The 26,757-nt window shown below is 47.9% G+C and carries 24 protein-coding genes and 1 pseudogene; 16 read left to right on the forward strand and 9 right to left on the reverse strand.

The genetic code is table 11. The annotated features are described in order from the left end of the window. Positions 1-132: 132 nt before the first annotated feature. Positions 133-906, reverse strand: a complete 774-nt coding sequence (locus BZJ19_RS15355) for an EAL domain-containing protein (protein WP_077676267.1) — start codon at positions 904-906, stop codon at positions 133-135. Positions 907-1,244: 338 nt separating this feature from the next. Here BZJ19_RS15355 and BZJ19_RS15360 point away from each other — a divergent pair, with 338 nt between their 5' ends. Further along, on the forward strand, positions 1,245-1,859 hold the full coding sequence (locus BZJ19_RS15360; RefSeq protein WP_069586945.1) for a DNA-J related domain-containing protein: 615 nt from the start codon (positions 1,245-1,247) through the stop codon (positions 1,857-1,859). A 55-nt stretch (positions 1,860-1,914) separates the two neighbouring features. On the opposite strand, the gene BZJ19_RS15365 is transcribed toward BZJ19_RS15360, so the two are convergent. Beyond that, positions 1,915-2,211 carry a DUF406 family protein gene (locus BZJ19_RS15365; protein WP_077676286.1) on the reverse strand — a complete coding sequence of 99 codons (297 nt, stop codon included), beginning with the start codon at positions 2,209-2,211 and terminating at the stop codon, positions 1,915-1,917. A gap of 250 nt (positions 2,212-2,461) precedes the next feature. Next, positions 2,462-4,117 (reverse strand): AMP-binding protein, encoded by a 1,656-nt coding sequence (locus BZJ19_RS15370; protein WP_077676268.1) that lies wholly within the window; start codon positions 4,115-4,117, stop codon positions 2,462-2,464. A gap of 365 nt (positions 4,118-4,482) precedes the next feature. Here BZJ19_RS15370 and BZJ19_RS15375 point away from each other — a divergent pair, with 365 nt between their 5' ends. From BZJ19_RS15375 to BZJ19_RS15400, 6 genes and pseudogenes are all read left to right on the forward strand, one after another. After that, complete coding sequence (locus BZJ19_RS15375; protein WP_162274227.1) at positions 4,483-4,947, forward strand: TetR family transcriptional regulator; 465 nt, start codon at positions 4,483-4,485, stop codon at positions 4,945-4,947. A gap of 337 nt (positions 4,948-5,284) precedes the next feature. Next, positions 5,285-6,130, forward strand: coding sequence for a magnesium transporter (locus tag BZJ19_RS15380; protein ID WP_077676270.1), 846 nt, complete (start codon positions 5,285-5,287; stop codon positions 6,128-6,130). 227 nt (positions 6,131-6,357) lie between these two features. Next, the gene (locus tag BZJ19_RS15385; protein ID WP_077676271.1) at positions 6,358-7,545 is read left to right on the forward strand and encodes an acetate kinase; all 1,188 of its coding nucleotides are present in this window, start codon (positions 6,358-6,360) and stop codon (positions 7,543-7,545) included. Between the two features lie 389 nt (positions 7,546-7,934). Then, complete coding sequence (locus BZJ19_RS15390; protein WP_077676272.1) at positions 7,935-8,753, forward strand: GNAT family N-acetyltransferase; 819 nt, start codon at positions 7,935-7,937, stop codon at positions 8,751-8,753. Between the two features lie 78 nt (positions 8,754-8,831). Further along, positions 8,832-9,693: pseudogene (locus BZJ19_RS15395) on the forward strand (AraC family transcriptional regulator). 84 nt (positions 9,694-9,777) lie between these two features. After that, positions 9,778-10,206, forward strand: coding sequence for an N-acetyltransferase (locus BZJ19_RS15400; protein ID WP_077676273.1), 429 nt, complete (start codon positions 9,778-9,780; stop codon positions 10,204-10,206). On the opposite strand, the gene BZJ19_RS15405 is transcribed toward BZJ19_RS15400, so the two are convergent. Then, the gene (locus tag BZJ19_RS15405; RefSeq protein ID WP_077676274.1) at positions 10,142-12,214 is read right to left on the reverse strand and encodes an LTA synthase family protein; all 2,073 of its coding nucleotides are present in this window, start codon (positions 12,212-12,214) and stop codon (positions 10,142-10,144) included. The two genes, BZJ19_RS15400 and BZJ19_RS15405, sit on opposite strands and share 65 nt — an antisense overlap. Before the next feature lie 11 nt (positions 12,215-12,225). Next, complete coding sequence (locus BZJ19_RS15410) at positions 12,226-12,735, reverse strand: cytochrome b/b6 domain-containing protein (protein WP_077676275.1); 510 nt, start codon at positions 12,733-12,735, stop codon at positions 12,226-12,228. Positions 12,736-12,942: 207 nt separating this feature from the next. On the opposite strand from BZJ19_RS15410, the gene BZJ19_RS15415 reads away from it, so the two are divergent. The 7 genes from BZJ19_RS15415 (at position 12,943) to BZJ19_RS15445 (ending at position 19,288) form a co-directional block, all read left to right on the forward strand. Continuing rightward, positions 12,943-13,560, forward strand: coding sequence for a thermostable hemolysin (locus BZJ19_RS15415; protein WP_077676276.1), 618 nt, complete (start codon positions 12,943-12,945; stop codon positions 13,558-13,560). After that, entirely contained in the window at positions 13,544-15,049 is a 1,506-nt protein-coding gene (locus BZJ19_RS15420; protein ID WP_077676277.1) for an AMP-binding protein, read from the forward strand. Before BZJ19_RS15415 ends, BZJ19_RS15420 begins: the two co-directional genes overlap by 17 nt. Before the next feature lie 8 nt (positions 15,050-15,057). After that, positions 15,058-15,750 carry an iron-containing redox enzyme family protein gene (locus BZJ19_RS15425; RefSeq protein ID WP_077676278.1) on the forward strand — a complete coding sequence of 231 codons (693 nt, stop codon included), beginning with the start codon at positions 15,058-15,060 and terminating at the stop codon, positions 15,748-15,750. A 9-nt stretch (positions 15,751-15,759) separates the two neighbouring features. Continuing rightward, positions 15,760-16,596 (forward strand): SDR family oxidoreductase, encoded by an 837-nt coding sequence (locus BZJ19_RS15430; RefSeq protein WP_077676279.1) that lies wholly within the window; start codon positions 15,760-15,762, stop codon positions 16,594-16,596. After that, positions 16,583-17,227 carry a tetratricopeptide repeat protein gene (locus tag BZJ19_RS15435; RefSeq protein WP_338096977.1) on the forward strand — a complete coding sequence of 215 codons (645 nt, stop codon included), beginning with the start codon at positions 16,583-16,585 and terminating at the stop codon, positions 17,225-17,227. Before BZJ19_RS15430 ends, BZJ19_RS15435 begins: the two co-directional genes overlap by 14 nt. After that, entirely contained in the window at positions 17,224-17,880 is a 657-nt protein-coding gene (locus tag BZJ19_RS17510) for a response regulator (RefSeq protein WP_077578412.1), read from the forward strand. The genes BZJ19_RS15435 and BZJ19_RS17510 overlap by 4 nt, the downstream gene beginning before the upstream one ends. 64 nt (positions 17,881-17,944) lie before the next feature. Continuing rightward, positions 17,945-19,288, forward strand: coding sequence for a sensor histidine kinase (locus BZJ19_RS15445; RefSeq protein ID WP_235608262.1), 1,344 nt, complete (start codon positions 17,945-17,947; stop codon positions 19,286-19,288). Positions 19,289-19,308: 20 nt separating this feature from the next. On the opposite strand, the gene BZJ19_RS15450 is transcribed toward BZJ19_RS15445, so the two are convergent. Beyond that, on the reverse strand, positions 19,309-20,193 hold the full coding sequence (locus BZJ19_RS15450) for a LysR family transcriptional regulator (protein ID WP_077578505.1): 885 nt from the start codon (positions 20,191-20,193) through the stop codon (positions 19,309-19,311). A 118-nt stretch (positions 20,194-20,311) separates the two neighbouring features. On the opposite strand from BZJ19_RS15450, the gene BZJ19_RS15455 reads away from it, so the two are divergent. Continuing rightward, positions 20,312-21,391 carry an alkene reductase gene (locus BZJ19_RS15455; RefSeq protein WP_077676281.1) on the forward strand — a complete coding sequence of 360 codons (1,080 nt, stop codon included), beginning with the start codon at positions 20,312-20,314 and terminating at the stop codon, positions 21,389-21,391. 10 nt (positions 21,392-21,401) lie between these two features. Further along, complete coding sequence (locus BZJ19_RS15460) at positions 21,402-22,436, forward strand: zinc-binding alcohol dehydrogenase family protein (protein WP_478006585.1); 1,035 nt, start codon at positions 21,402-21,404, stop codon at positions 22,434-22,436. 124 nt (positions 22,437-22,560) lie between these two features. Here BZJ19_RS15460 and BZJ19_RS15465 read toward each other — a convergent pair whose 3' ends face one another. From BZJ19_RS15465 to BZJ19_RS15475, 3 genes are all read right to left on the reverse strand, one after another. After that, positions 22,561-23,142 (reverse strand): MltR family transcriptional regulator, encoded by a 582-nt coding sequence (locus BZJ19_RS15465; RefSeq protein ID WP_077676282.1) that lies wholly within the window; start codon positions 23,140-23,142, stop codon positions 22,561-22,563. 61 nt (positions 23,143-23,203) lie between these two features. Beyond that, positions 23,204-24,352: a mannitol-1-phosphate 5-dehydrogenase gene (locus BZJ19_RS15470; protein WP_077676283.1), complete on the reverse strand. Its 1,149-nt coding sequence runs from the start codon at positions 24,350-24,352 to the stop codon at positions 23,204-23,206. Positions 24,353-24,419: 67 nt separating this feature from the next. Beyond that, entirely contained in the window at positions 24,420-26,390 is a 1,971-nt protein-coding gene (locus tag BZJ19_RS15475; protein WP_077676284.1) for a PTS mannitol transporter subunit IICBA, read from the reverse strand. Between the last annotated feature and the right edge of the window lie 367 nt (positions 26,391-26,757).

The raw sequence follows: 26,757 nt of genomic DNA on the forward strand, positions 1-26,757 counted from the left end.
TCATAAGAACACCTTTCGAATCAAATAATCGACTTACTATACCGTGAACGAGTCAAAGTGAGAAAGATTATCAATTGACCCTGTGAGGCAGTTAAAATAAGCCAGCAACAGACTGCTGGCTCGATGGTCGGATTATTGACGGTGAAAAACGTCGAGGCCAGGCGCTTGATTTATGGCGGGTAATGCTTCGAATTCAGGCTTGGCAATATAATATCCTTGGAAAAAGTCGATGCCCAAATCATGCAAGCAGCGTAATTCTTTCTCCGTCTCTATCCCTTCGGCAATAATTTGACGCCCTAGCTCCTCACACATTGCCACACTGTGGCGAACAATGGCCTGTTTCACTGGGTCAGTATCAATATATCTCACCAGCGCCATATCGATTTTAATAATATTGGTATCAATATTAGCCAGCGCCGTTAGGCCAGAGTAACCGGCGCCAAAATCATCAATGGCGGTAATAAAGCCTTGCGAGCGGTAATAGCGAATAATGCGTTGAATATGCTCATAATTAAGCACTTCTTCCCCTTCGGTAAACTCAAACAAGATGCGATCGAGCGGAAATTGGTGTTCGCGCGCGGCTTTAAGGGTGGTTTGAATACAACGTTCGGGCTCGTAAACAGCATTAGGCATAAAGTTAATGCTCAAAAAGCAGGGGATCTCGAGCTTTGCCGCTAATGCCACCGCTTTGATACGGCAGGTCTGATCAAATTGATACTGATTGTCGGCGTTTACATGTTTAAACACACTGCCCGCACCGCTGCCATCCATGCCTCGTACCAGCGCTTCGTATGCGAAAACACGCCCAGTGGATAATTGAACAATGGGCTGAAAGGCCATTGAAAAGGCAAAAGGGAGCGGTTTTTTGTTTTTGCAGGCATCACATTGGGAGGCGGTATGTGGCATAGATTTAAATATCAATGAAATAAAGGTGTTCAAACAATAATAGATGGTGCGTGTCTTTAATGCGAGTCAAGGTGTCTAATCTATGCGCCACGACGATTTCTCCACAATGCATAAGTAAGTTGGCACTAGATATGCTTAGTTTTTAAGCGGCAATATCAGGCGCTTTTTTGACGTCGTGCGATACAAAAAGTATGGCATACGGAGGAACAAGCTGCTTTTTGCTGATAATGGCGACAAAGTGACCAAATTTGGTTTATACCTTAATAAGGTTGTTAAACGACCGAAAATACCAGATGTGCCGGTTCAAGGTAGCTGGCCAGTGACAGAGGATGAACGTCATGCTTGCTGAAAAACGGGATGAAATAGACAACCCCCTGATTTGGCCAATACTCAGTATCTTGGAATCTACGCGACAAAGCTGGAAAGTGCATCACCTTCTCAGTGAGTTGCAAAAAAATACCATCATGGCAGAGCTGGATGCTGACCCGCATCTTGATTTATTTAAGCGCAATTTTCTGATCATGAATGCGTTATACCAACTGCAAGAGATGTTGCTACCGCAACAATGGTTGCAGGTGGAGTCAATGGACATTCAATTGCAGTGGCGTGTTGGCGGTAATGGTTTTGTGGCAAACGAAATCGATTATCAAGATCCACTCCGTGAATACTATATGGATTGGAACAACTATGATGCCAGCCGAGACGATGTCAAAGAGCTGCTATCGTCGTTTTGGAAGCATTATCAACGCCATATTGGTAACGATGCGCCGGGTGAAACCATGCTGGAGCGCAAAAAAGCGTTGACCGTACTTGGGTTGGATGAGCATGCCAGCGAGCATGAGATCCGTCGCCAGTGGCGGAAAATGGCGTTGAAGTGGCATCCAGACCGTCCTGAAGGCGATGCGACCACGTTTCGTGAAATGTGCGAGGCATGGCAAAGCCTGCGTCTCTAATTCCGTCCTCAGCAAGTAAATACAGGGTGTGGTGACACACCCTGTATGGTAGTGATTAGGCGTTGTTGAGGCCGCGGCTGCGCAGCTCGAAAATAAGCTTTTCAGCACTGCATTCAAATTGCATTTTGATATGCGCACTATCGCCGCTAAATTGCTCGGCGTTAAAGTCGTGCTTGACGGCAGGATTAATACTTTGTGCGAGCGACAGGTATTGCTCAAAGCGTGCCTGCATTGCCTCGACGCTGTCGGCATGAATCGTCACTTCCGCGACTTCATCTCCTTCTGAGATAATATAACCAATTTCCGCGCTTACACCGCACGCGTCACATGCGTCAGTTTGATTCTCTTTCATGGTCGGTCCCCTACGTGATAAAGCTACAGGCGTCAAAATAGGCTTATCGCCTGCAATAAAGATGTCATGCTGATCTTTAGCAGAGTCTTGATTGTGGCACATTGAGATAGGTCAGGTTTTGCAGGAGTTTGTAGCACGGTGTATCGCTGTCAGCAACCTAATTGCAAGCAATAGATGGTGAGTAAAAAAATCACCCACCATCAGCGTATGCTAATCGTGGGTGATCGTTAGGTCATCTTAGTACAATGTGTTAGACCCAGTCTTCTTCCCATTGGACCAAGGTGCCTTTTGGCCAGTTTGCGCCAACCTCGTGGTACTCTTGTTCTAGCTTATGGCGGCGAATTTTTAGCGTTGGCGTGAGTTTTCCGTTCTCAATGCTCCAAGGCTCTTTGATCATCAACACGCCTTTGATTTGCTGGTGAGATTCCAGCTCGCCGTTGATGGTATCAATTACCTTTTTCACGCGGCGCTCATAGCGGGCTCGATCAAAGTGTGGGAAGTGGTGCGGCAGGGCAAGCAAGATAGGTGCAGGCATGCCAGACCCAATCACACAGAGCATCTCAGCGTTAGACAACTCAAATAAGCGCTTTTCAATCGGTACAGGGGCGACAAATTTGCCTTTTGCGGTCTTGAAGGTATCGTTTTTACGCCCTGAGATACTCAGGTAGCCCTCACTATCGAGTTCGCCTAAATCCCCCGTGTGCAGCCAACCATCCACCAAGGTTTCTGCCGTGGCTTCCTCATTTTTGTAATAGCCGCTAAATAGGCCCTGACTTTTGACTAAGATCTCCTGATCGTCGGCTATCTTGATTTCAACGCCGGGCCCTGCATTGCCTACGGTGCCGATTTTGTCGGCCCTAAATGGATAGTTAAGTGTGCTGTATGCGTAGCTTTCGGTCATCCCCCACGCTTCGGTGATATGTAGTCCTAATTTTTCATACCAACGCAATAGTGCTGGAGCAACCGGGGCTGATCCACAGCCTAATACGCGCGCTTGATCAAGACCAAGGTTCTTAGCGATTTTCTTTTTAATCAAACCACCGACAAGAGGAATGTTCAGCAGTAAATTCAAACGAGCATCAGGTAGTTTCTCTTGAATGCGCTGTTGGAACAGGGTCCACAAACGCGGTACCGAAATGAAAAGCGTTGGGCGATGCATTTTGACATCTTCAATAAAGGTATCGAGCGACTCTGGGAACGCGGTTGGGATCCCACCCATAATGGCCGAGCCCATGATGTATACGCGCTCGGTGATATGGGCCAGTGGAAGATACGAGAACAAACGATCGTTAGGCTCGATACCAATGTGGTCGATCAGGCGTTGCGCGGACCAACAATAGCCGCCGTAACTCAGAATGGCCCCTTTCGGGAGCCCAGAGGTGCCAGAGGTATACACTAGAGACATCACATCATTATCCAGATGGACCGGACGCTCTTCGGTAGGTTCGTGACTCGCGACTAAATCCTGCCAGTCATAATGGCAATCCACCGTAGGGTATGGAAATGCGATGGTTTTGATGTGTGATAGGGTCTGTAACGACGCTTTTAGTGCTTTGGTGTCATCCAGTTTGCCGACAAACATGGCCTTGGATTCACTGTGTGTCACCACGTGTTCAATGGTGTCACTGCCCGCAGTTGGAAAAATAGGCACGCTGATATAACTGCCCATCATCATCGCCAGATCGGCAATAAACCATTCCGCACAGTTTTTAGAAATCAGCGCCACCTTGTCACCGGGTTGCAAGCCCATGTCACGTAATGCTGTGACCATGCGCATTGCCTGATCAGCGACGTCCGTAAAGGTATAATCAACGAAACGGCGCTCGCGAATTTGGCGTAAAAATACGTGGTTAGGGCGTTCGTCGGCCCAGCGTAAAATTTGATCGTGTGGTTTGATGTGTGACATTGGACTTCCTCGTTGTCGCAACGTGATTCATACGTCTAACTGTTATAATAATGTTAACTTACTGACCCTGCCTGTATTTACGCAAGGCAATTGTTTAAACATGTGTTCAAATTATGACTGTCGGCACTATTTACACTAATAAGTCCTCATTTTTTGGGCTGTTTTCACACTTATCTATCAAGGTATTAGCAGAACTTTGATCCGCTTCAGTGAGCCTTTGGTGCATTTCGTGTCAGGCTTTCTATTGCAGTCTGTACTATCTTTATGGCGAGCCATGGCGCAAATGCATTGCCTGCCAACACATTGCAACATGCAGACGATTACTGCCCGCCATGCTGACGGAGACTGGGGAGAACACATTACACATGCCAAAACGCAGTAAGGCCCAAACACAACAGACGATCGAGACCATTCTTGATGCCGCGAAGCAGCAACTCCTGACGTTGGGCTACGAGGGCATGTCGTATACCACCCTCAGTGAAGCAACAGGGGTATCTCGTACTGGGATCAGTCATCACTTTCCGCGCAAACAAGATTTTATGGCCGCGCTCGAACCTRTTCTGCTCGATAATTTGATGGGTACGCTTGAGACGGGTGGAACCGTTAACCAGTTAATGCAAAGCTGGATGCAGGCGATGCATGCTGACGGTGAGTTCAAAGCCATCTTACGGCTGTGTTTCTACTTGTTGATCAGTGGTAAAGCCGATAACGGCGTCGCCTTTCGCTGTTTACGTAAATTGCAGGCGGATTGTGAAAAGCAAATGAATGCCGATCTGACCGTTGCTTTTTCACAGCTGCTAGGCGCCAGTTTACTCATGTGTCGTCAATGAACGGCACCGGTCCGTTGAACCTGCATAATAATTGACATATCACCCCGTTATCTCACCAAAATTTGACAGACAGACGCAGTGTCTTTTGATAGACTCGCCACGCTTTTACAGCACCAGACCTTTTTTGGAGATAACTATGAACAATACCGACCATCCTCCTAGTCGATACGGAGAAAAATAACTGCCGTTGGTATTGTGACCCTTCCTTTTACCAGCGCAGTCGCAGCTGGTTTCCCGCTCTGTTTTTCTCCTTTCTCGATGTAACGCTTAATCACGCCCTTTTAGCGTGAGGTTCGTTGTTGATGGTCGTTACCTGTTGCCAATCGGGAGATTCGCCATGACGGTAATGAACAACACTTTTGACTACGCTACTGCGTTTTCTACTGCAGAAATCGTGGCGGCACGTAATGCATTTTTACAATACGATCTCGACAAGCAAGTCGAGTTGCTTACCGTGATGCCGGTTGAGGAGTCGATGGGAATTTTACATCACTGCTCGGTGGCTCATGTACAGCATTTGCTCAATGCGCTCGATGCGCAGGGATTTGACCGCGAAGCCCGTGAATATGCCAACCATTTAGGCTTTATTCACTCGGAAGCGGAGCCGGCGAAGAGCTATCTGTCTACCGGCGTGTTTGCACACGTTAAACAGCGGATTGGCTGGATTGTCGGACTTGCGCTGCTTGGTATCGTTTCTGGGATGATCATTGCTCAATACGAAGATACCTTAAGCCAACTCGTTCTGTTGGCTGTGTATATGCCAGTGATTGCGGCGGCGGGGGGCAATACCGGTTCCCAAGCGGCAACCTTGGTGGTCAGGGCGCTTGCAACGGGAGAGCTTCGCAAACGTCAGTGGCTCCATGTAATGTGGAAAGAAGCCCGCGTCGCGGTATTTATCGGTGTGGCGATTGCTGCAGTCATGATAGTGAGGATTTTGATGTTCAACCACAACGCGACGGTCGGCGCGTTTGCATTGCACGATATTGCGGTTGCCATTGCGTTGGCCCTGTTTATTCAGGTGACCATCTCCACGACGCTTGGCGGATTGCTGCCGATTGTGGCGCGCGCGTGTCATCTTGATCCTGCGGTATTGGTCAGCCCGGTACTGGCATCCGTGGTAGATATATCTGGGATGTGGATTTATTTCACTGTAGTCAATACCTACCTCGGCATTGGTAGCTAGCCCGAAGAATGGCGCCCAAGTGGCGCCATTTTTTATCTATGGTTATGGTGAGTGATATCGGCGTGTTTGGCTTTGTACATCTGATACGCACTTAGCTTGATCTTACGCAGTAAATTGCTGGGTAACTGTGCTATCACTATTACAACAGTTGAATTATTAAAAAATATTTTAATAATGGAGAAGGCGGCCTGATGCCGCGATTCAATTTCTGCCAATAAGGTAACCCTATGAGTGATGCACTGGTACTCGTTATTAATTCAGGTAGCTCGTCGTTAAAATTTGCCCTGATGGATGCGCAAACTGGCGATGCTGTGATTTCCGGCGCTGGAGAATGCTTTGGGCGCGATGACGCGCGGATGAGCTGGAAAGTCGACGGTGAAAAAACCGAGAAAACCTTAAGTGCAGGAAGCAACCACCACCAAGAGGCCATGGACATCATTGTGGGCCTTATCGAAAGCAACCAATTAAGTGACAAACTGCAGGCCGTTGGCCACCGTGTGGTACATGGCGGTGAAACCTTCAGCCAAGCCACCCTGATTGACGATGCCGTACTGGCGCAAATCGATGCGCTAAAAGCCTTGGCGCCACTGCATAACCCAGCACATGTGGTGGGCATTAAAGCGGCGCGCAAAGCCTTCCCAAGCTTGCCACAAGTGGCAGTTTTCGATACGGCATTCCATCAAACGATGCCAGAAAAAGCTTACCATTACGCGATCTCGCGTCAGCTCTACAACGATTACGGTATTCGCCGCTACGGCTTCCACGGCACCAGCCATTATTACGTAAGCCGTGAAGCGGCAAAATGGCTTAACCAAGCGCCTGAACAAACCAACGTAATCACCGTACACCTTGGTAATGGTGCCTCTTTGTGTGCGGTCAAAGACGGTCAAAGTGTCGATACCAGCATGGGCTTTACGCCTTTAGCCGGTTTGATGATGGGCACACGCTGTGGTGATATTGACCCATCTATTCTAGAGTTTTTGTCGAAAAAAGGGCTCAGCATGGATCAAATCCACCATGAGCTGATCGATAAAGCTGGTTTACTCGGTGTTTCGGAATTAACGAACGATTGCCGAGGCTTGGTCGAGGCGGCAGAGCAGGGCCACAAAGGCGCACAATTGGCGCTAGAAATGTTCGCTTATCGCGTTGCAAAATTCATCGCAAGTTACATGGTGCCGTTATCCCGCCTGGATGCGATTGTTTTCACAGGTGGAATTGGCGAAAACTCACTGCCAGTCCGTGAAATGATCCTCAAAGAGCTAGCCATTTTCGGCTATCAAGCGGATGCCGATGCCAACGCCGCCGCGCGTTTTGGTGCCGCAGGGCAAATCACCACCCAAACGTCACCGCTTGCATTGGTGATCCCAACCAACGAAGAGCTAGTTATTGCTCAGCAGTCGGTAGAATTGTTGTAATTTAAAGCAAAAACAGATAATTAAAGGCGAGCTTTGTGCTCGCTTTTTTTATGATCATATGTTGGATAGACCATCGCAACGCGCGCGAATGGCGACACAGCGATTACTCACTACATGATTGCTGCAATTGCTCCTTAGTTAGCCAAGTTAGTGTTGGCTTGGTTATGCCCAGACACGCCTCAGCGCGATCATTGCTCGCAAGGTTTTGCCCCAAAGCAATTCAGAGCTTCTCTTATTTTGGATAGGTAAGGCTGCATAAAGCTTTGATGATACGTAGTAGAAACTGTCGTTTTTATTCAATCTTTAGCTAAGAGCTAGAACTATGATGTGTGACATCGAAAAGCAATGCTCATTTGAAGAGTCATTGTATTGCATGCGGGATAAAAACGATGTTAAACATTAAACCAATCGATAACCTAGAACAGATTCATCCCCTAAAACAAATGTACTTTGCTCAATCCACCGCTCCCTTAGACGGTATGTGGCATTTCGGTTTTGTACCAATGGCGTCTCACTACGGGTTCTATGAACAAGGTGCTCTTGTTGGATACTGCTGTATCAATGGTGATGGTTATATGCTGCAATTTTATTTATCCACCGAGGCGAACACCGATCAAAGAGATTTATTTACGTTAATTACTGATGGAAACAGCTCTGTCATTGGTGACGTTAAAGGCGCTTTTGTTAGCACCGCTGAGACTCAATATCTATCGCTGTGCATGGATAACTCTTCACAGTTTACAGTCAATGCTTTGATGTATCAGCAGATGGAAAAAAACGATGAAAACGTCCAATGTAACGTTGAACTACAGGAAGTATCCACTGATCAATTGGAGCAGTTTGTTGAATTTGCTGCGGCTAACATTGGAGCACCGAAAGAATGGCTAACTGGCTATTACAGCAACCTAATCAATTGCAAAGAACTATTTGGTTACTGGCAGGGAACAGAACTACTTGCCGCAGGTGAATGCCGTTTATTCGACGAATTTCAAACGGAATATGCCGATCTGGGCATGATTGTCGCGCAGTCACAACGTGGGAAAGGCATTGCTACTCAAGTCCTTCAATGGCTTGTAAAAAGCGCCAATGAGCGTAATTTAACCCCAATTTGTTCTACCGAGAGCAGTAATGTAGGGGCGCAAAAGGCAATAAAACGAGCGGGTCTCACGTTAGTCAATCGTATTGTCCAGATTAAATTCGAACTATAGTAACGAATCACAAACTATTTCTGGCTATGCTAGGCTGCTCTGAAATGGGCGGCCCTCATCAAGTTATAGGAATTCTAGATGCTCCATTGGTTATTATCACCGAAAGCTCCAACTGTTGCTAAGTATGTTCAATGCTATTGGCTGATTGAAAAAAAAACCGAATGCCGAGAGTTATCCATTCCCGAAGCTTAACCCTGACCCTTGTGCTCACTTAATCATTTCGCCTAAAAATCAACGCTATCGTTATGATTTCAATTCGGCGGCTTCTATAGGATTAGGAAGTCATTGGCTCTATCCCCATCAACAAACCATTGCACTAGATCATACCAATCCGTTCGTTCATCTTGGGATTAAATTTCATACTGGAGCCTTGTATAGCTTGCCCCAATTTTTGAAGCAAGTGGCTCTTTTAGAACAATCCATGTTACTCGATCAAGTTGAAGAGGTAGCAAGCGGTGACGGGCTTCATAATCTATTAGCTTTAGATGAGTTAATTACTCTTGCTCAAAGTGATCCGAATAATTGTGTTGAACAACTCGATACGAAATTAACACCGTGGCTCAAACTGTGCTCTGAAGATAAGCACAGTGAACTTACTCGGCAAGCTTTGAAGTATCTTGATAATACCCCCATCTCTGATTTGGGAGAGCGGCTTTTTTGCTCACAACGAACCTTAGAGAGAAGCTTTCAGCGTGTAACTGGAATGACGCTAAAGCAGTGCCAATCCATGAATCGATTAGAGGCGATGTTAGAGTATATTTATCAGCGAGACTCAGACGCTCTCGACTGGGTAGATATTGCGTTCAGATTTGGATTTAGTGACCAACCTCATTTAATCCGCCACCTAAAAAAGCAGTTAGGATTAACGCCGAAAACCTATGAAAAAGAGCGAGGGTTAACAATTGATGTCTATGGTGGTATCACAGCTAGCAACGATTGAGGTTGTCGGAAATGTTCAATCTCAGAACCGTTGCATTTGGATAATATCAGGCAATACCAAACAATTTCCCAATGGAATATCGGAATGATTAGAAAACTCAAGCCAACAGATATTGAACTCATTTTAACGATTTGGCTTAATGCATCCATCAAAGCTCACGGTTTTGTATCGCCAGAGTTCTGGAAGTCACAAGTTCCTAGCATGCGTGATATCTACATCCCTGCCTCAGAGACTTATGTATATGAAAAAAGTGGTGAGATTGTAGGATTCTACTCGCTATACGAGGATATGTTAGCGGCAATTTTTGTTGCACCAGAGCATCAATGTAAAGGTATTGGTAAAGAGTTAATTGCTCATGTTAAGCCTCAAAGAAATACTCTAACTCTTTCTGTATATAAAGCTAATCACGCAAGCTATCAGTTCTATTTAAAGCAAGGTTTTATCACCATCAGTGAGCAGTTGGATGAGCATACGGGACATTCTGAGTGCATGATGAAGTGGGATCGATATTAGTCACTGGAGTTGTTGTTAGCTCACTTTTTTGTGGTTGCTCATCATGGTGTTGAGCGAGCACCGACGCTTCCGTGATATGAGTGGATGGTACGGTATATAAACCTTGTCGATACAGTTTTCCGCCTATTAAAGCGTGTGCCTTAGCGCGCTTGATCATCACGTCTGTTACAGGTTGAGGGCGTGCAGTCTGACTCTTCGCATCATAGTAATAGCCAAGTGGGGCTTTGTCTGGTCGCAGAACAATCACTGAATCATGGGTGAGATAAGCGAAGTTTTTATCAAACTGCATCAAAGCACGCTGATAGTGTCGAGACAATGGGCGAGTTAAATCATGACCTATCATCGGCGATATACTTTCAACGCCAATGAGGGAGAGTAACGTAGGGGGCATATCGATACTACTCGCGAGGCGGTTATCTTCTCTCGGAGGTATGTCTTTACCTAGGATCAATGCTGGGATATGAAAATGTTTAATTGGCACAGGTAATGCGCCGACTGCGCGCGCATCATGATCGGCAATGATTAAGAAGATGGTATCTTTCCAGTAATCGGACTGCTGAGCTTGGTGGATGAAGTCGCCCAATGCTTTGTCAGCATATTTTACGGCATTGAAGCGGGTATGTTTCTCTTGACTATAAGGCGTGATTTGGCTGTCTGGATATTCGTAAGGTGAATGATTGCTACTGGTGAATACCAAGCTGAAAAAGGGTTTCCCACTTTGGTGTAAACGGCGAAACTGTTTATCAGCCATGGTGTATAGGTCTTGGTCTGAAACTCCCCAAGATCCAACAAAGCGTGGCTGGTCAAACTGAGGGAAATCGATAATATCTTGAAAACCATTACCGAGAAAAAATGATTTCATATTATCGAAGTGGCTTTCTCCACCGTAGATAAACTGAGTGGTATACCCCTTTTGCTGAAGTAATGAGGCGATGGAAAAGAACCCTGTTTGGCTTTTAGACAATTTAACGACGGCGCGAGATGGGGTCGGTGTAAACCCTGTGGTTATAGCCTCAATACCACGCACAGAACGCGTACCTGTTGCGTAAATCTGAGTAAAGTTCCACCCTTCATCCATCAGGTTATCCAAATGTGGCGTTAGCGGTAAGCCGCCCAATCGGCCAACAAATTGCGCGCCTAAACTTTCTTGCAATAAGATCACTAAATTCTTTCGTTTGGCCTCGGAAGGATGACGCACGTTTAGTGTCGGTATGGTGTCTGACGCAATATAGTTGGTGCTGGACGGCGAGTATCGTTTTATAGTTGCAATGACATCATTCAGCGGCATATCGCCATAGTATTCTTCAGCATTACGCTCGGACGCCATGGATTTGGCGGCAAAGACCAACGAATAAGAAGAGTTGAGTACTAAATCATTTAATAGCGGATTAGTTGAAAAGGCGACAAGTGCTGGGTTCAGTGGACGGTGTTGCAGAGTTGAACGCGCTCCCATGATACCGAAAGCAACCACACAAACCGCAAGAATAGGCCGTGTCCACCAGCGTGGCTGGTTTCCCGTTTGAGTAAGCTTACCGCTTAATCGCCAGCTATAAAAACCCACCAATGTCGCTCCTGCAAGTCCTAAGAATAACGGTAACTTATAGCCTTTCCAAAGCATGGAAAAAACTTCTTTAGGGTAAACTAAATACTCTATAAATAGCCGATTTGGTCTTAGGTTATACTCCAAAATAAACGAAGGCGTAGCAAGCTCCATATAAGCTAATACGACTAACCCACAGACCAGCCAACTCCGCAAGACAAAGACAAACCCACGACCAAATTTTCCAGAGGTTGGTAGCAGTGCCAATAAAAAAGCCGGTAGAGTATATAGCCAGCATAAAGTGGCAATATCGACACGTAATCCTTGGAGTAAGATATAGAAGATATCTTGCCATTGGCTCAACTGCTTATGTTGCCAGACAAGCAAGCTGACTCTCGATAGGCTAAGCAGGACGAGCGCAAGAGAAAAGAAAACGATAATAGGTCTGAAGTTGCGAAGGCTTGTCATCTTTGCACCACTTAACGCAGCATGGATTTTATGTAGTTACGCTTACCAAATCGACTCATCAAAATGGCGGCGCTAACATGGATAGTGACGAGGATCAGGGTTGCGTTGGCAGCAAACTCATGGACTTCTTCTAACCATTCGAGCTCTTCACCTGACTGCGTCATTGTCCAGCCAGTCAAAATGGTGACGAGGAGCAATCCCCAAAGACTCCAAATCATAAGTGCCGCGGCAGGGTTATGACCTGAGCTTGTATGATCACGCCCTCGTATAAGGTTGCTGAAGTGAGCTCGAGCGGCAGAAAGCGAGGGCATAAAACGGGTTAGTCGTGCTTCTGAATGCGTGAGCATTCCCCAAATCAGACGTAAGACAATGGCCCCAAGGATCACGTACCCAAACCAGCGATGAATGTCACTGCCTTCTTCCGTGACGCTCATGTTGGCAAAGAATAATGCAGCAATCAGCCAATGGCTCAACCGGACAACTCTGTCCCATTTAAATAGTCGTGGGGTGTTAGCGGTCATGATAATTTCCTCTCATGTGGTTATGTCTTCACTCTATGAGAGGAAACTTAAGAATCACTTAAGAGGGAAAAAAATAAAAAAGTTATATTTTACAATTAGATAAATTTTTTAGGTGCATTTTTTATCGGCAGGAGGAGATTCTTAAGCTTTTCTTAAGTATCGCGCCGTAAGCTCAGTGACAATCAGCCAATAAAGGATGTCACCGCTATGGTCAATTCAGCGAGTCGATTTGAAATTGTTACACCAGACTCAGCGAATCGCGCTGAAATAGAGGCGTATATTGCTGAACGCTATCAACAAGCCTTCAACGCGACAATTACCACCTTCATGCCTTATTTGTCCTGCCTGAGAGGACAAGACGATCGCTTATTGTCGGTGTGCGGTTATCGCCCTGCTGCGTATCAGCCGCTTTTTCTCGAACAATACCTTACCGATGATGTTGCCGACGCACTTAGCGCTCACTATCAGCAAGTGATTACGCGTTCCTCGGTGATTGAGTTTGGGCAACTGGCCTCATTCTCTTCGGGGACGTCACTACCACATTTCCACGCTTTAGCGAATGGGCTGCTATCCCACGGATACATGTGGTGTGTGTTTACCGCGACAGGGCCGCTATATGCACTCATGCGTCGATTTGGCCTTGCTCCCCATCTTCTGACCAATGCGGATGCGAGTCGCTTACAACCCACTACTGACCAATGGGGCAACTACTACACGCGGATGCCTCGTGTCTGTACCGGTAACCTTGCTCAAGGTGCCGAGCAGTTGGAGCGGATTGTGTCTAAACACCGCCATACGGAGAATGCCAATGCGCGTCTTATTTGAACGTTTGGCTGAATATGCCTACGCCCAACCTGATCAGGTTGCCATTCAAGGGGCGGATGCATCTGGCGACTGCCTGATATTGACCTATCAAGCGCTTTGGGGGCGGATCAGGGCGTTGAGTGAAACGCTATTGGCGCTCGATACACAGATGATTGGGCTTGCCGGTGACAACAGTGTTAGTTGGGCACTGATCGATCTTGCCGCTGCGTATGCAGGTATTTCAATTGTGCCGATCCCGCCCTTTTTTACGGCTGAACAACAACATCATGTCTTGGATACGGCAGGGGTAGATTGGGTGATTGGCTCGCCACATCCTGATGTCGCATTAAGCCATGCATCTGTGACTACATTGGCGGGGTTACCATGCCATGCACGAGACGTAGACGCACCGCCAGCTTTGCCTCCGGCCGTAAAGGTCACGTTTACTTCCGGTTCGACCGGTTCTCCCAAGGGCGTGGTATTGAGCGGAGCTACGCTGGAGAGCGTTAGTGTATCGCTTGCCAATACTGTCTCCACCACTGCGGTACCTTCCTGTCATTTAGTCGTCCTTCCCCTGTCCACACTACTGGAGAATATTACGGGTGTTTACGTGCCCCTGTTGCTTGGTGTGACGACAGTGATCCCATCCAGCGATGACTTGGGGCTGATCGGCTCAAGCCAGTTAAACCTGAATCAATTGATGAGCGGACTGATTCGTTATCGCCCGCAAAGCTTGGTACTTACTCCTGCGTTATTGCGAGCCGTCATCCATCTTGGTGAACAGCATCCTGGTGCGGTTGCCGATCTCAAGCACGTTGCTGTCGGAGGTGCAAAGGTGGCACCGGGCTTATTGCGCGCAGCAAGTCGGCTTGGCTTATCGGTTTTTGAGGGTTATGGCTTATCGGAGTGCGGATCAGTGGTGAGTTTGAATACCTCCGAGCACCATTGTGTTGGCAGTGTGGGTAAACCGTTACCTCACAATCGTGTTTTTCTCGCATCAGACGGCGAAATCATGGTAGCAGGCGCGACATTCTCAGGTTATCTGGATCGCGACTTTCACCCTCACCAAGGCGCCGTTGCGACGGGAGATATCGGTGAGTTTGATGATGACGGCTTTTTGTATGTAAGAGGTCGCAAAAAAAATCAACTCATTACGGCTTTTGGCCGCAACATCCATCCAGAGTGGATTGAGGCGGAAGCCATGGCCTATTCGGCGCTTAGCAACATGGTGGTATTGGGAGAGGGGGAGGACTGCCTGACTGCCATTATTGGTAGCGACTCTCCTGATCAAGCAAAGCAGCAGTTGATGCAGCTTAACCACCAACTGCCCGACTATGCGCAACTTCGAGCGGTGATATTTACCGCTCCTTTTCATCAGCAACCCCATTTAATTACGGCAAATGGCCGCCCTAAACGCGATGTCTTTTGCCAACAATTTGAGCCGCAACTTAACACATCGGCCCAACCATTACTGACTGACGAAACCCTGCCACTCACGGCACATTCCTAGGAGGATTTATGGATAATCAAGGTTTTTTCCATGTACTAGAGAAAGAAACCGCTCAGGCGAGAGCCTCAATGCTGAGTGTGCCTGTGATTGAGGCTTGCGACTATAAGGCGATTACGCTGCCAACCTACACGGCCTTTCTTGTTCAGGCTTATCATCATGTGAAGCATACCGTTCCATTACTGATGGCCTGTGGTTCTCGGTTGCCGGAGCACTATGAATGGTTGCGCCAAGCGCTCGGCGCATATATTGAGGAAGAGAAAGGTCACCATGAATGGATCTTGGATGACTTGCGCGCATGTGGCTTTGATGCCGAACTAGTGAGGGCTAACTGCGGTGAGGGCCAAGTCGGGTTAGGGATTGAGATGATGGTGGCGTATTTATATCACCAAATTGATCGCAAAAATCCAATGGCTCTATTTGGCATGGTTTGGGTGCTGGAAGGTACGAGCGTCTCAATCGGCGGCTCGATGGCCGCACTGATCCAGCAAACGCTTTCTCTACCCGATACAGCGATGGGGTATTTAACGTCACACAGCACCTTGGACGTAGAGCATATTGGCTATTTTGCTGATTTGATGAACAAGGTAACGGATCCCGCGGACCAACAAGCCATCATTGATAGTGCGAACCGTGTTTATGCGCTGTATGAATCAATGCTGCGAGCGCTTCCTATGGCCACGACACAGACCCAAGTGGCGTAGGAGGCGGTAATGAAAAACACAATTATATTGCTAACAGGAGCGACAGGAGGCATTGGCCGAGCACTGGCTGATGTACTGGCAAAAAAAGGCGCCATACTTGTGCTCGTCGGCCGCCATCTCACTGCGTTGCATGATCTCAAAAACCAACTTATGAATGGCGAGCATCATCAGATCATCGAAGCAGACATTGGTACAGCAGAAGGCAGAGACAAGGTGAATCAGCATGCACGATGGCTGGGTCAGCAAGGTACGCCAATAGAAATACTGATCAATAATGCGGGGGTAAATTGTTTTAATTATCTATCCATGCGCGCAGATGACAGTATTGAGCATGAAATTGCCATCAATCTAACTGCCCCCATTTTGCTTTGCAAACATGCACTCACGTGGCTCGCACCGACAGGTCTCATTGCCAACATTGGCTCAACCTTTGCTGGTATCGGTTTTCCCGGATATGCCAATTACGGTGCGACCAAATCAGGCCTGTATCGCTTTACCGAAGCGTTAAATCGGGAGTTATATGACAGTCAGCAGTGTGCCATTTATATCGCGCCTCGAGCCACCAAAACGGCGTTAAATGATGCACGTGCAACGGCGATGAATAAGCAATTGCGAAATCATGTGGACTCACCTGAGTGGGTAGCGAATCACATTGTGCGCGCCATCGAAAAGCGTTGCTTTGCGGTGTGGCTCGGGTGGCCCGAAAAACTGTTTGTTCGTCTGAACCAACTTTTTCCATCGTTAGTGGGTCATGGAATCGCAAAACAAAAAGACATCATTGATTTTCACGCTAATACGCCGCAAGGCTTGCCAGTTGTAGAGGAGTCACACCATGACTATTCGTAAATCATTTTATATTACCGTATGGGCACTCAGTTGTTCTTTGATTAGTGCGACAGTGCTGGCCGACCCTATCTTGGCTAAGATCCAGACGCGCTGGGCACAATGTAACTACACTATCGAAAGCAGTGACGACAAAGTGGCGTGTTTCGACCGTTTAATCGATGATACGCAAATTGCACTTCTTGCCCAACCAGCGCGTCATGATCTGAAAATATGGCTTGCTATCAATAAGAGCTCGTTAGCCGGGGTTGATGGTGGCATGGGAGCATTAGGCTTGGTCAAGGATGCAAAAATTCTACTCGAAGATGTGATAACACAGGCGCCGGAAACGCTGGACGGTTCGGCCCTAACGAGTCTCGCGACGTTGTACCACAAAGTGCCGGGCTGGCCACTCGCATTTGGTGATGACGATAAGGCTGCTGAGCTGTTTAAAAAAGCACTCGCGATCAACCCAGACGGCATCGATTCGAACTATTTTTATGGCGAATTTCTWGCGGATACCGGAAAAACAAATCTCGCTGTGGCATTCTTGAAGCATGCACAACAAGCCCCTTCGCGGCCAGACCGCCCTCTCGCTGACCAAGGACGCCAACAAGAAATTATCCAAAAACTGAAGGAGCTTAATCAGCAATGAGGCTGTTACTCGTCGAAGATGATTGCATGCTAGGGGAGTCCATGGTGGCGTCGCTGCAGCGTCACGGCTATACCGTTGATTGGTTGCAGCGAGGAGGTGGTGTGGATGCGTTGTTAAATACCGAAAGTTTTACCGCTATCATTCTAGACTTAACCTTGCCAGACACTGATGGGCTTCATGTGTTGCGTAAAATTCGCCGCAAACATAGCGATATCCCTGTGATGATTTTGACAGCACGCGATGACATTGATGACCGTGTGAAAGGGTTAGATGGTGGAGCCGATGACTACATGATCAAACCTTTTGCGCTCGAAGAGCTATTGGCGCGTCTGCGCGTCATGATTCGGCGTATTTCCGGTTATGCCGATACCACGATGTCATGCCATGGCGTGACCTTGTCGATGGCAACGGGTGAAGTGGAGATGAAGGGTGCACCTATTCGGTTAACTCCTAACGAGTTCAAACTGTTATCCACACTGATGGCACATGCTGGCCGAGTAATGAGCAAAGATCAACTTCAACAAGCGCTTCATGGTATGGATGAGGGAATTAGTCCGAATGCCATTGAAGTCCATATTCACAATTTACGCAAAAAAACGGGTGGAACCTTGATTCAAAACATTCGTGGGGTTGGGTATATCATTGAGAAATAAACAGCGCCCACATTCAATAAAACGCCATCTTACATTCAGCACTGTGTGTGTGGTGGGGGTATTAATGTTTGTCTCTTGGCTGCTAGTGTATAGCGAAGCCCGTCATGAAATTAATGAAGTCTATGACGCGCGATTGGGGCAATCGGCAAAAACGTTGGCGCTGTCGGTAATGAGCTGGGGAGATCAGCCGCCAGATAACTTTACACAAAGCTATACCCATTGGCTAAACGCGATCACTGCCAACGCAAAAGATGACGATACGACCACACCATTTGGTCACCCCTATGAAGATAATTTGTTTTTTCAGTACCGTGTTAACGATGCATTAGTTGCCAAAAGTCCGAACGCACCGGCGCAATGGATAGGGACATCGGACAACCCCGGATTTGATATGGTCACCGCAGCAGGTGAACAGTGGCGCACCTTCCTATTAGTATTCACACTGCCGGATAAACGGCAAGCGAGTCTGTTGGTGGCGGAAAAAGAGGCGATTCGCCAAGAGTTGATGACAGAAGTCTCGTTGACCATTGGTTTACCCCAGCTCCTATTGATCCCACTTTTAGCAGTTATTGTTGTGGTGTTGGTTAGCCGTGCATTTAGGCCGCTAGGCGAATTAAAAGAGACGATCGCTGCGCGCAGTGTTGATAATCTCGATCATATTCATGTATCACAACCCACCGTTGAGCTCTCACCTCTCGTCAAGCAGATCAATTATTTGTTTTCTCAATTGAATAATGCTTGGGTGCGTGAAAAGCGTTTGGTTAGCACTGCGGCACACGAGTTAAAAACTCCCCTTGCAGTACTGCGCCTCAATGCAGAAAACGCCTTGTCTGCGACCACAGACGCGGAGCGTGATAATGACTTGACCAATATTCTGACTGGCATCGATCGAACTGATCGTGTTATCCAACAGTTGCTCATGCTTTCGCGGGTGGAGCAGCAAAAAAATACCGAAGTCACGCAGGTAGATATTGTTCCATTGTTGCGAGAACAAATCGCTGCGCTCGCACCGATGGCATTGACACAACAACAGTCAATAGAGCTTGAAGGGCAAGAGAGCCTGTGGGTCAAAGGCCATCCTGTGATGTTGTCAGTGTTATTTACTAACCTGATTGATAATGCCATTCGCTATGCAGGAAAAGGCGCATCTATCAGCGTGATCATCAGCCACTCAGCCAATACCGTCGTGGTGGAAGTGATTGATTCTGGCGACGCGATATCGGACGAAATTAAGAGCCGTATTTTTGATAAATTTTTCCGCGGTCATACCGAGAAAGGTGATGGGGCGGGTTTGGGGATGTCGATTGTCAAAGACATTGTGGAACAGCATCACGCGAGTATTATGATTCAAAGTCCGTACTTTTCTGACTATGGCAATGGTTTTACGGTGACTTTTCCAATGGTTTAGGCATGTGAGCATTCATAACCTTACGCCAACTGGTCGCGCAAAAAGCGGTGTAACGCCTTGACTGCGGGGGTGAGTTGTTGGCGCGACGGACATAATAGGTGGAGTGGAGCGAGCTCGCCTTGCCAATCGGTGCACAAGGGCACTAACCGTCCTGCATTCAGATCCGCTTTGACATCGAGCGCCGATTTATAAGCGATCCCTTTTCCTGATAATGCCCATTGCCTTACCACGCCGCCATCATTGCTGGCGCGCCGCCCTGTCACACTGACTGCAATGTCTTCCTCTTGGCGATGAAACTGCCAACGGTTATAGCGCACTTCATTTAGCTCGTAGAACAGGCATTCATGGTGTTTCAAATCCAAAGGATGCGCGGGCGTTTTATGCTGGGCTAAATACTCGGGGGAGGCCACGAGCACCCGACGATTATCTTTAACCAACGGCATTGCGATCATACTGGAATCGCCCAACACACCATAACGAATCGCGATATCAATAGGCTGGGAAAATAACTTGGCTTGTTCGTCGGATAACGACAGGCGGGTACTGATGTTGGGGTAAAGCGACATAAACGCATCAAGCAGCGGAAGGATCACGTCACGGCCCAAATCAGACGGCGCGGAAATAAGCAGCGAACCTTGGATCTTATCGGCGTTTTGCAGTTGTTGTTGACCTTGTTGTAGCAAGTCTAAGGCTTGTTCGCTGTAGCGCAGAAACTGCTCGCCTTGTTGAGTGAGTCGCAAACTGCGTGTTGAGCGCACAAACAGAGGGCTGCCTAACTCAGTTTCTAACCGTTTTATGGCGGCACTGGCAACGGCGGGAGACACATCTAATTGTCTGGCCGCGCCAGTTAAGCTGCCGTGTTTGGCCGCTTCGACGAAGATAGCCAGATCTTGAAGTGCTTTCATTATCAAAAAAATGTTGAAAGAGATGTCTCTGTAGCATGGTTTTTCTTTGTGGTGATTGTCAATAGGCTGATAGCAACACACTGACACGATCATGCGCTAACACCACAAGGAGACCAGTATGTCTTTGTTTGATGATTATCAACAGTCTGAGCTTTCGCTCGCTAACCGCATTGTCATGGCACCGATGACGCGCGCTCGCACCGACCAACCAGGCAATATTCCTAATGCGATGATGGCTGACTATTATCGCCAACGCGCTAGCGCAGGGCTTATCGTGACGGAAGCGACGCAAATTTCTCCACAAGGGCAGGGATATAGCTTTACGCCAGGCATTCATAGCGACGCCCAGATCGCGGGCTGGCGTCATGTCACGGACGCCGTGCATGCTGAGGGAGGTAAAATCTTTTTGCAGCTGTGGCATGTGGGTCGTATGTCGCATCCCATTTTTCACGAAGACGGTTTGCCTGTCGCACCGTCGGCGTTATCTCCTGAAGCGAGCGTATGGATAGCTGACGAAAATGGCGGAAGCATGCGTCCGTGTCCTATCCCGCGTGCATTAGAAACCGACGAAATCCCACGCATTGTCGATGATTACCGGCAAGCCGCCTTGAATGCGGTAGATGCAGGCTTTGATGGTGTCGAAATTCACGCCGCCAATGGCTACCTCATCGACCAGTTTCTACGCTCGACCTCCAATCATCGCGATGATCAATACGGCGGTAGTCGTGAAAACCGGATGCGCTTTTTGGTGGAAATCATGGCAGCGATTAGCGAGGCGATTGGTGCGTCACGCACTGGGATCCGTCTGGCTCCTTTTATCACTGCGCGTGGAATGAACTGCCCTGACATTATTCCCACCATTCTTGAGGTGGCAAGCCATGCCAATCAACTGGGGCTTGCCTATTTACATCTTGCCGAAGCGGACTGGGATGATGCGCCCCAAGTTGATGATGATTTCCGCCATCAGCTACGCGCGCGGTTCGACAATGCAATCATTGTGGCCGGAAAATACGACCAACCTAAAGCAGAGAGCTTGATTGCTCGCGAGTTGGTGGATTTAGTAGCATTTGGTCGTCCTTTTATTGCCAACCCGGATTATGTCGCACGTCTCCAACATGGCTGGCCACTGGCTGAATTTAACCCTCAGACCCTGTTTGGCGGCAACGAAGCAGGCTATGTCGACTATCCCACAAAGTGAGGACATCATCATGACAATACAAACGTTACCGACAGAGATGCATGCGGTTGGTTATCGCTTTGCGCACCCGATAGAAAAGGCCACATTGGCTGACATCATTTTACCCACGCCGACTCCTGACAATGATGACTTACTGGTGGAAGTGAAGGCGGTTTCTGTTAATCCTGTGGATGTCAAAATACGCGGCAACGTCGATGCACCTGAGGGACAGCATAAAGTGCTGGGATGGGATGCGGCGGGTATTGTGCGTCAAGTCGGTCGCTATGTGACGGGGTTTCAGCCCGGCGATAGAGTGTGGTATGCCGGCGCGCTCGATCGGCCCGGATCGAATGGTCAGTTCCAATGTGTGAATGCAAAAATAGTGAGTGCCATGCCTAAAACACTGTCCTTTGCTGATGCGGCCGCTATGCCACTGACTGCACTTACGGCGTGGGAGTTACTGTTTGATCGCTTAAAGGCCGGACTTGAGCCAGAGTCGAGCACTTTACTGATTGTGGGTGCAGCAGGCGGGGTGGGATCGGTGTTAACTCAGCTTGCGAAGCAACTGACGTCGTTGACGGTGATCGGTACTGCGTCGCGACCAGAGAGCCAAGCGTGGGTGAAAGAAATGGGCGCCGATCATGTCATTGACCATGCGAAGCCCTTACAGCCGCAGCTTGATGCGTTGGGAGTAGAAGCGGTAACCCATGTCGCGAGTCTTAATCATACCGAGTCGCATTTGGAGCAGCTGGTAGATTGTCTGATCCCTCAAGGCAAACTGGCGTTGATTGACGACCCGGAACAGCTCGATATTCGAAAGTTAAAGAGTAAGTCGATTTCGTTGCACTGGGAGTTCATGTTCACCCGCAGTTTGTTCTCGACCGCTGATATGTACCAACAACATGTGATCTTGGCGAATGTGGCTAAATTGGTTGACCAAGGCGTGCTAAAGTCCACGGCCTCTCATCAACTAACCGGGCTTAATGCAGCCAATTTAATCCTTGCACATCAAGCCGTAGAAAGTGGCCGAACAATCGGCAAGTACGTCATCGCGGACAAGGTCTAGAGTCCGACTAACCAAGTTTGTTTGTCCATATGTAAGCTGTCTTTTTATATAGACAGCTTATGTTCAGTTTTATGTTGTTAATCTAGCCGCAAAAAAGGTTGGTTAGGTATGAAACTGTATAACGTCATAAGCCGCTATTTTTTAGAAACTCTAGTGCTCGGCGGTGCGCTTGCGCTTGGGATCTGGCTAATTNACTTAATTCATTGCAGATTTCCACGATGGCGAGTGACAACCCAGAGCGGATCACCTGCCGTTGGCGTTGCAGTTGTAGCTGATAGAATTCGATATCTACGTCATCTTCCGGCGGGCCAATATCGAGCGAAAGCATGCCCATCGTATTCGCTTTGCGCAGCTTTTTGACAGCATCGAGTACCTTAGGATCGGTAAATTGGTAATCGTCGGCATCGTTACTCAGTTGGTTTTTAAGTTTAATGATCTGTTCAATATCGTGATAAGCGTCATCTGATAACACGCCTAGACCAAACAAGAGTTTCAATCGCACAGAAAGATCACCCAGCGGCCCAGTGTCGTGGAGTAAAGGCCCCACCACTGATTCCACCGCAAAGTTATCTTTGCGAAAAACCCGCTTGATTAAGCCATCAATAGCTGTCTCAAACGTATCCACCGCGGCAACAAAAAAGCCACGCACGGTTGGCGCTTGGTTTAATCGTTCAATGATGTCTGTTTCGTCGAAATTTTCTTCCATAGACTCAATACTGCTTATTGTTATAACGGGGGAGCTAAACTCCCCCCGTAAAATGCGCGGTTTACAATTGCTGGTACAGGGTGTTAATTGCCTCAACTTCAGGGCTTTCCTCTGCCAAGCCGGTGTATGTCGCCAGCGTCTTTCTTACGCCCACCTCAGCCAATGAAGCTTGAAGCTCTTCAGCTTGTGGATCGGTGTGATTGGTATATTTCAATGCTGCGGCAATCCCTTTTAATAGGGCTCCGTTATCTGTGCCGTACTCTATTGTACCCAGTAATGGCTTGATAAGCCTATCGTTCTGACTTAGTTTTCGGATAGGCTGGCGACCAACACGGTCGACCTCATCAACCAAGTAGGGGTTTGAGAAACGCCCCAAAATTTTCTCGATGTACGCTTGGTGAGCGGCGCGGTCAAAACCGTAGCGTTGGATAAGCACTTCGCCGCTTTCTTGCATCGCTGTTTTCACCAAATCACGGATTTTCGGATCGGTAATGGCTTCACGAATGGTGCGGTGGCCGCTCAAGCAACCCAAATACGCCGTGATGCAATGGCCCGTGTTTAAGGTGAAAAGCTTACGCTCGACGAAGGCCATGAGGTTTTGTGTCTTCTCCATCCCTGCAATATCTGGGATTTCGCCTTTGAACTGTTGTTCATCCACAATCCACTCGCTGAAGCTTTCTACCGTGACTTCTAAGGGATCATCGTTCGCCGCTTCCGCCGGCGGCACAATGCGATCAACTGCGGAGTCGACGAAACCAATCAGTGCGTCTGCTTTCTCATGTAATGCGGGGTCAAGGTGCTTATAGACCTCGCCTTTGAGATGCGACGTACCACGGATCATGTTTTCACAGGCAATAATGTTTAGTGGGGCCTCATTGCCGGATGCGAAACGTTTTTCAATGCCGGTGGCGATAGTCTTGGCAATAATATCAAGCACATTTGGGCCAACAGCCGTGGTCACTAAATCCGTTTTTACGATTTTATCGATAACATCATCACTTGCCGAATTGACTGCCGTGATATGAGAAACCGTGTCGATATGGCAGTCGTTACCTACCACTTTGACGTTGTAGCTTTGTTTGTGACTGAGTTGGTCAATGAGGGGCGCATCGACATCGGCAAAGGTGACCTCGACATTGGCATCCGCGAGCAATTTTCCGATAAAGCCGCGGCCGATATTGCCGGCACCAAAATGAACAGCATTTTTCATAGTATTTACCTCAAACTAATAACGGTGGTGATGAGAGGCCACCGAGGTGGCCTGCTTATTGGGTTGATTAATGGGATGACGTCATAAAGGTGACGCTTTCATCACTCAATAGATTGAGGATCTCGTCAATACTGTCAGTACTGGTGAGAATATCTATTGCATCAGGCTCATCTAACGCATTAGTAATGGCGGTAATTACTTGAATATGTTCATCGTTTTTGGCGGCAATGCCAATCACCAACTTAGCGATATCCTCTTTGTCGTCGGTGAACTGCACACCCGATGGATACTGACATACCACAATACCGGTTTGCTTGACCCCATCTTTTGCTTTGACGGTGCCATGAGGGACAGCGATCGACTCCCCGAGGTAAGTGGGGGTTAATGCCTCACGCTCAAACATCGCGTCGACATAACTAGGCGCTACGTAGCCAAGTTTGACAAGTTGCTCACCGGCAAATCGAATTGCTTCATCCTTGTTTGTGGCTGTTAAGCCAAGATGAATGTTTTTACGCTGAAGTTGAAAAGCTGGTGCCGGGGTTGGCTCGAAACTGTCGTCATTTGCCGCCGTTGTTGGAACGTGAAGCATTTGCGGATCGTTGGCGGCGGGATACTGCGCGGCGAGAATTTGGGTAACCAACTGGCCGTAAACATCGCCGTCTAAAAAGTTATTGAGTGAAATATGGTGTGCGGTTGGCGCGTGAGTGCGTGCACGCTCGGTCAGATCTTTATGCGTGATCACAATCTGCGCATCCTCAGGAAGGCTATTGACCGCAATATTCGTGACACCAATGTCTAAGCCTGCACTTTGCACCTTTTTACGCAGCAAGCTGGCACCCATGGCACTAGAGCCCATGCCAGCATCACAGGCAACTAAAATATGCTTGACGTCAGCAAAATTAACTGTGGCTTTAGGCGCAGAAGAGGGGGCGGAGGTGCTTGCTTTAGCGCCTGATTTCATGTCTTTCATTTTGGCGGTCGCCTCATCAAGTGAGGCTTCGTCACCTTCACCCTCTGTGCTTTTCTGTGTTTTCATCAGTAAAGCGGCGACCACAAATGACACGCTGGCTGCGGCAATAATTGAGGCCAAGACGCCGACAATTGAGCCTTTTTGCGTCATTAACAGTACAGCAAAAATAGAGCCTGGCGAAGCGGGCGACACAATACCTGCATCAAATATAGTGAGAACGAACACACCTGTCATACCACCCGCAATCGCGGCAAGAATAAGGCGTGGATTCATCAGAATGTAAGGGAAGTAGATTTCGTGAATACCACCGAAGAAGTGAATAATGGATGCACCGCCCGCGGTTTGACGTGCGGTGCCTTTACCAAACACCATGTAGGCCAGCAAGATGCCTAAACCGGGACCTGGGTTTGCCTCAATGAGGAAGAAAACAGACTGGCCAGCCTCTGAGGCTTGCTGGATCCCAAGTGGTGAGAAAATACCGTGGTTGATCGCATTGTTGAGGAAAAGAATCTTAGCGGGCTCAACAAAGATTGAGGTCAGTGGTAACAGGTGTGCTGAGACCAAAAACTCCACACCTGCCGCAAGGCCACTGGATAAGAGTTTTACGAACGGGCCGATAAGGAAGAATGCGATAATCGCGCAAAGCATACCGATAATGCCGGCGGAGAAGTTATTTACTAACATCTCAAAACCGCTTCTCACTTTGCCATCGACATAAGCATCGAATTTTTTTATCGCCCAGCCGCCGAATGGACCAACCATCATCGCGCCCATGAACATGGGAATGTCCGTCCCGACAATCACCCCCATGGTGGTAATCGCACCGACAACCGCACCGCGTTCGCCGCCAACAAGTTTACCGCCGGTATAGCCGATCAGCAGTGGTAGTAGGTAGGTAATCATGGGGCCGACCATGGCCGCCAATGTCTCATTGGGGACCCAACCGGTCGGAATGAATAGTGCAGTAATAATCCCCCACGCGATGAATGCGCCGATATTGGGCATCACCATATTCGAAAGGAAGCGACCAAAATTCTGTATCTTGATCTTGGTGTCAGATGATATCATAACAATACCCCGTTTGATGTTCTCATTGAACGTGTGTGGTAGAACGGTTCGCCAAAACCGTCTGGCTAGTAAGTACCCAGTCAATTTACCACACATTTTTTCAAGAGAACTGATAACGGGGATTTGTTGACCCATCTCTCGTTATTTACTTCGCAGTCATATATTATCTCGACACATGTCACAAAAATAACCTGTAACTTTATTACAAAAAACAAAATGCAACATTGTCAATAAAAATATTGATGACAAAAATCACATTTTATTGTTTTTTCTTGTAAGGTTTATAGTGATGTAGATCACTATTTATTTTTTTAGAATGGTGAAATAAAAGATAGAAGTGATAAGCGTCACACAAACAATCCTATAA

The sequence above is a fragment of the Salinivibrio proteolyticus genome (genome assembly GCF_001996165.1).
Classification (GTDB): domain Bacteria; phylum Pseudomonadota; class Gammaproteobacteria; order Enterobacterales; family Vibrionaceae; genus Salinivibrio; species Salinivibrio proteolyticus.

Coding starts and splice junctions, on each gene's coding strand:
- BZJ19_RS15470 (WP_077676283.1), bottom strand. CDS start 24,352: ATGAAAAATGCTGTTCATTTTGGTGCCGGCAATATCGGCCGCGGCTTT.
- BZJ19_RS15425 (WP_077676278.1), top strand. CDS start 15,058: ATGGATAATCAAGGTTTTTTCCATGTACTAGAGAAAGAAACCGCTCAG.
- BZJ19_RS15410 (WP_077676275.1), bottom strand. CDS start 12,735: ATGACCGCTAACACCCCACGACTATTTAAATGGGACAGAGTTGTCCGG.
- BZJ19_RS15415 (WP_077676276.1), top strand. CDS start 12,943: ATGGTCAATTCAGCGAGTCGATTTGAAATTGTTACACCAGACTCAGCG.
- BZJ19_RS15450 (WP_077578505.1), bottom strand. CDS start 20,193: ATGAAAGCACTTCAAGATCTGGCTATCTTCGTCGAAGCGGCCAAACAC.
- BZJ19_RS15360 (WP_069586945.1), top strand. CDS start 1,245: ATGCTTGCTGAAAAACGGGATGAAATAGACAACCCCCTGATTTGGCCA.
- BZJ19_RS15475 (WP_077676284.1), bottom strand. CDS start 26,390: ATGATATCATCTGACACCAAGATCAAGATACAGAATTTTGGTCGCTTC.
- BZJ19_RS15460 (WP_478006585.1), top strand. CDS start 21,402: ATGACAATACAAACGTTACCGACAGAGATGCATGCGGTTGGTTATCGC.
- BZJ19_RS15355 (WP_077676267.1), bottom strand. CDS start 906: ATGCCACATACCGCCTCCCAATGTGATGCCTGCAAAAACAAAAAACCG.
- BZJ19_RS15405 (WP_077676274.1), bottom strand. CDS start 12,214: ATGACAAGCCTTCGCAACTTCAGACCTATTATCGTTTTCTTTTCTCTT.
- BZJ19_RS15400 (WP_077676273.1), top strand. CDS start 9,778: ATGATTAGAAAACTCAAGCCAACAGATATTGAACTCATTTTAACGATT.
- BZJ19_RS15380 (WP_077676270.1), top strand. CDS start 5,285: ATGACGGTAATGAACAACACTTTTGACTACGCTACTGCGTTTTCTACT.
- BZJ19_RS15445 (WP_235608262.1), top strand. CDS start 17,945: ATGTTTGTCTCTTGGCTGCTAGTGTATAGCGAAGCCCGTCATGAAATT.
- BZJ19_RS15370 (WP_077676268.1), bottom strand. CDS start 4,117: ATGTCACACATCAAACCACACGATCAAATTTTACGCTGGGCCGACGAA.
- BZJ19_RS15455 (WP_077676281.1), top strand. CDS start 20,312: ATGTCTTTGTTTGATGATTATCAACAGTCTGAGCTTTCGCTCGCTAAC.
- BZJ19_RS15430 (WP_077676279.1), top strand. CDS start 15,760: ATGAAAAACACAATTATATTGCTAACAGGAGCGACAGGAGGCATTGGC.
- BZJ19_RS17510 (WP_077578412.1), top strand. CDS start 17,224: ATGAGGCTGTTACTCGTCGAAGATGATTGCATGCTAGGGGAGTCCATG.
- BZJ19_RS15390 (WP_077676272.1), top strand. CDS start 7,935: ATGTTAAACATTAAACCAATCGATAACCTAGAACAGATTCATCCCCTA.
- BZJ19_RS15420 (WP_077676277.1), top strand. CDS start 13,544: ATGCGCGTCTTATTTGAACGTTTGGCTGAATATGCCTACGCCCAACCT.
- BZJ19_RS15365 (WP_077676286.1), bottom strand. CDS start 2,211: ATGAAAGAGAATCAAACTGACGCATGTGACGCGTGCGGTGTAAGCGCG.
- BZJ19_RS15385 (WP_077676271.1), top strand. CDS start 6,358: ATGAGTGATGCACTGGTACTCGTTATTAATTCAGGTAGCTCGTCGTTA.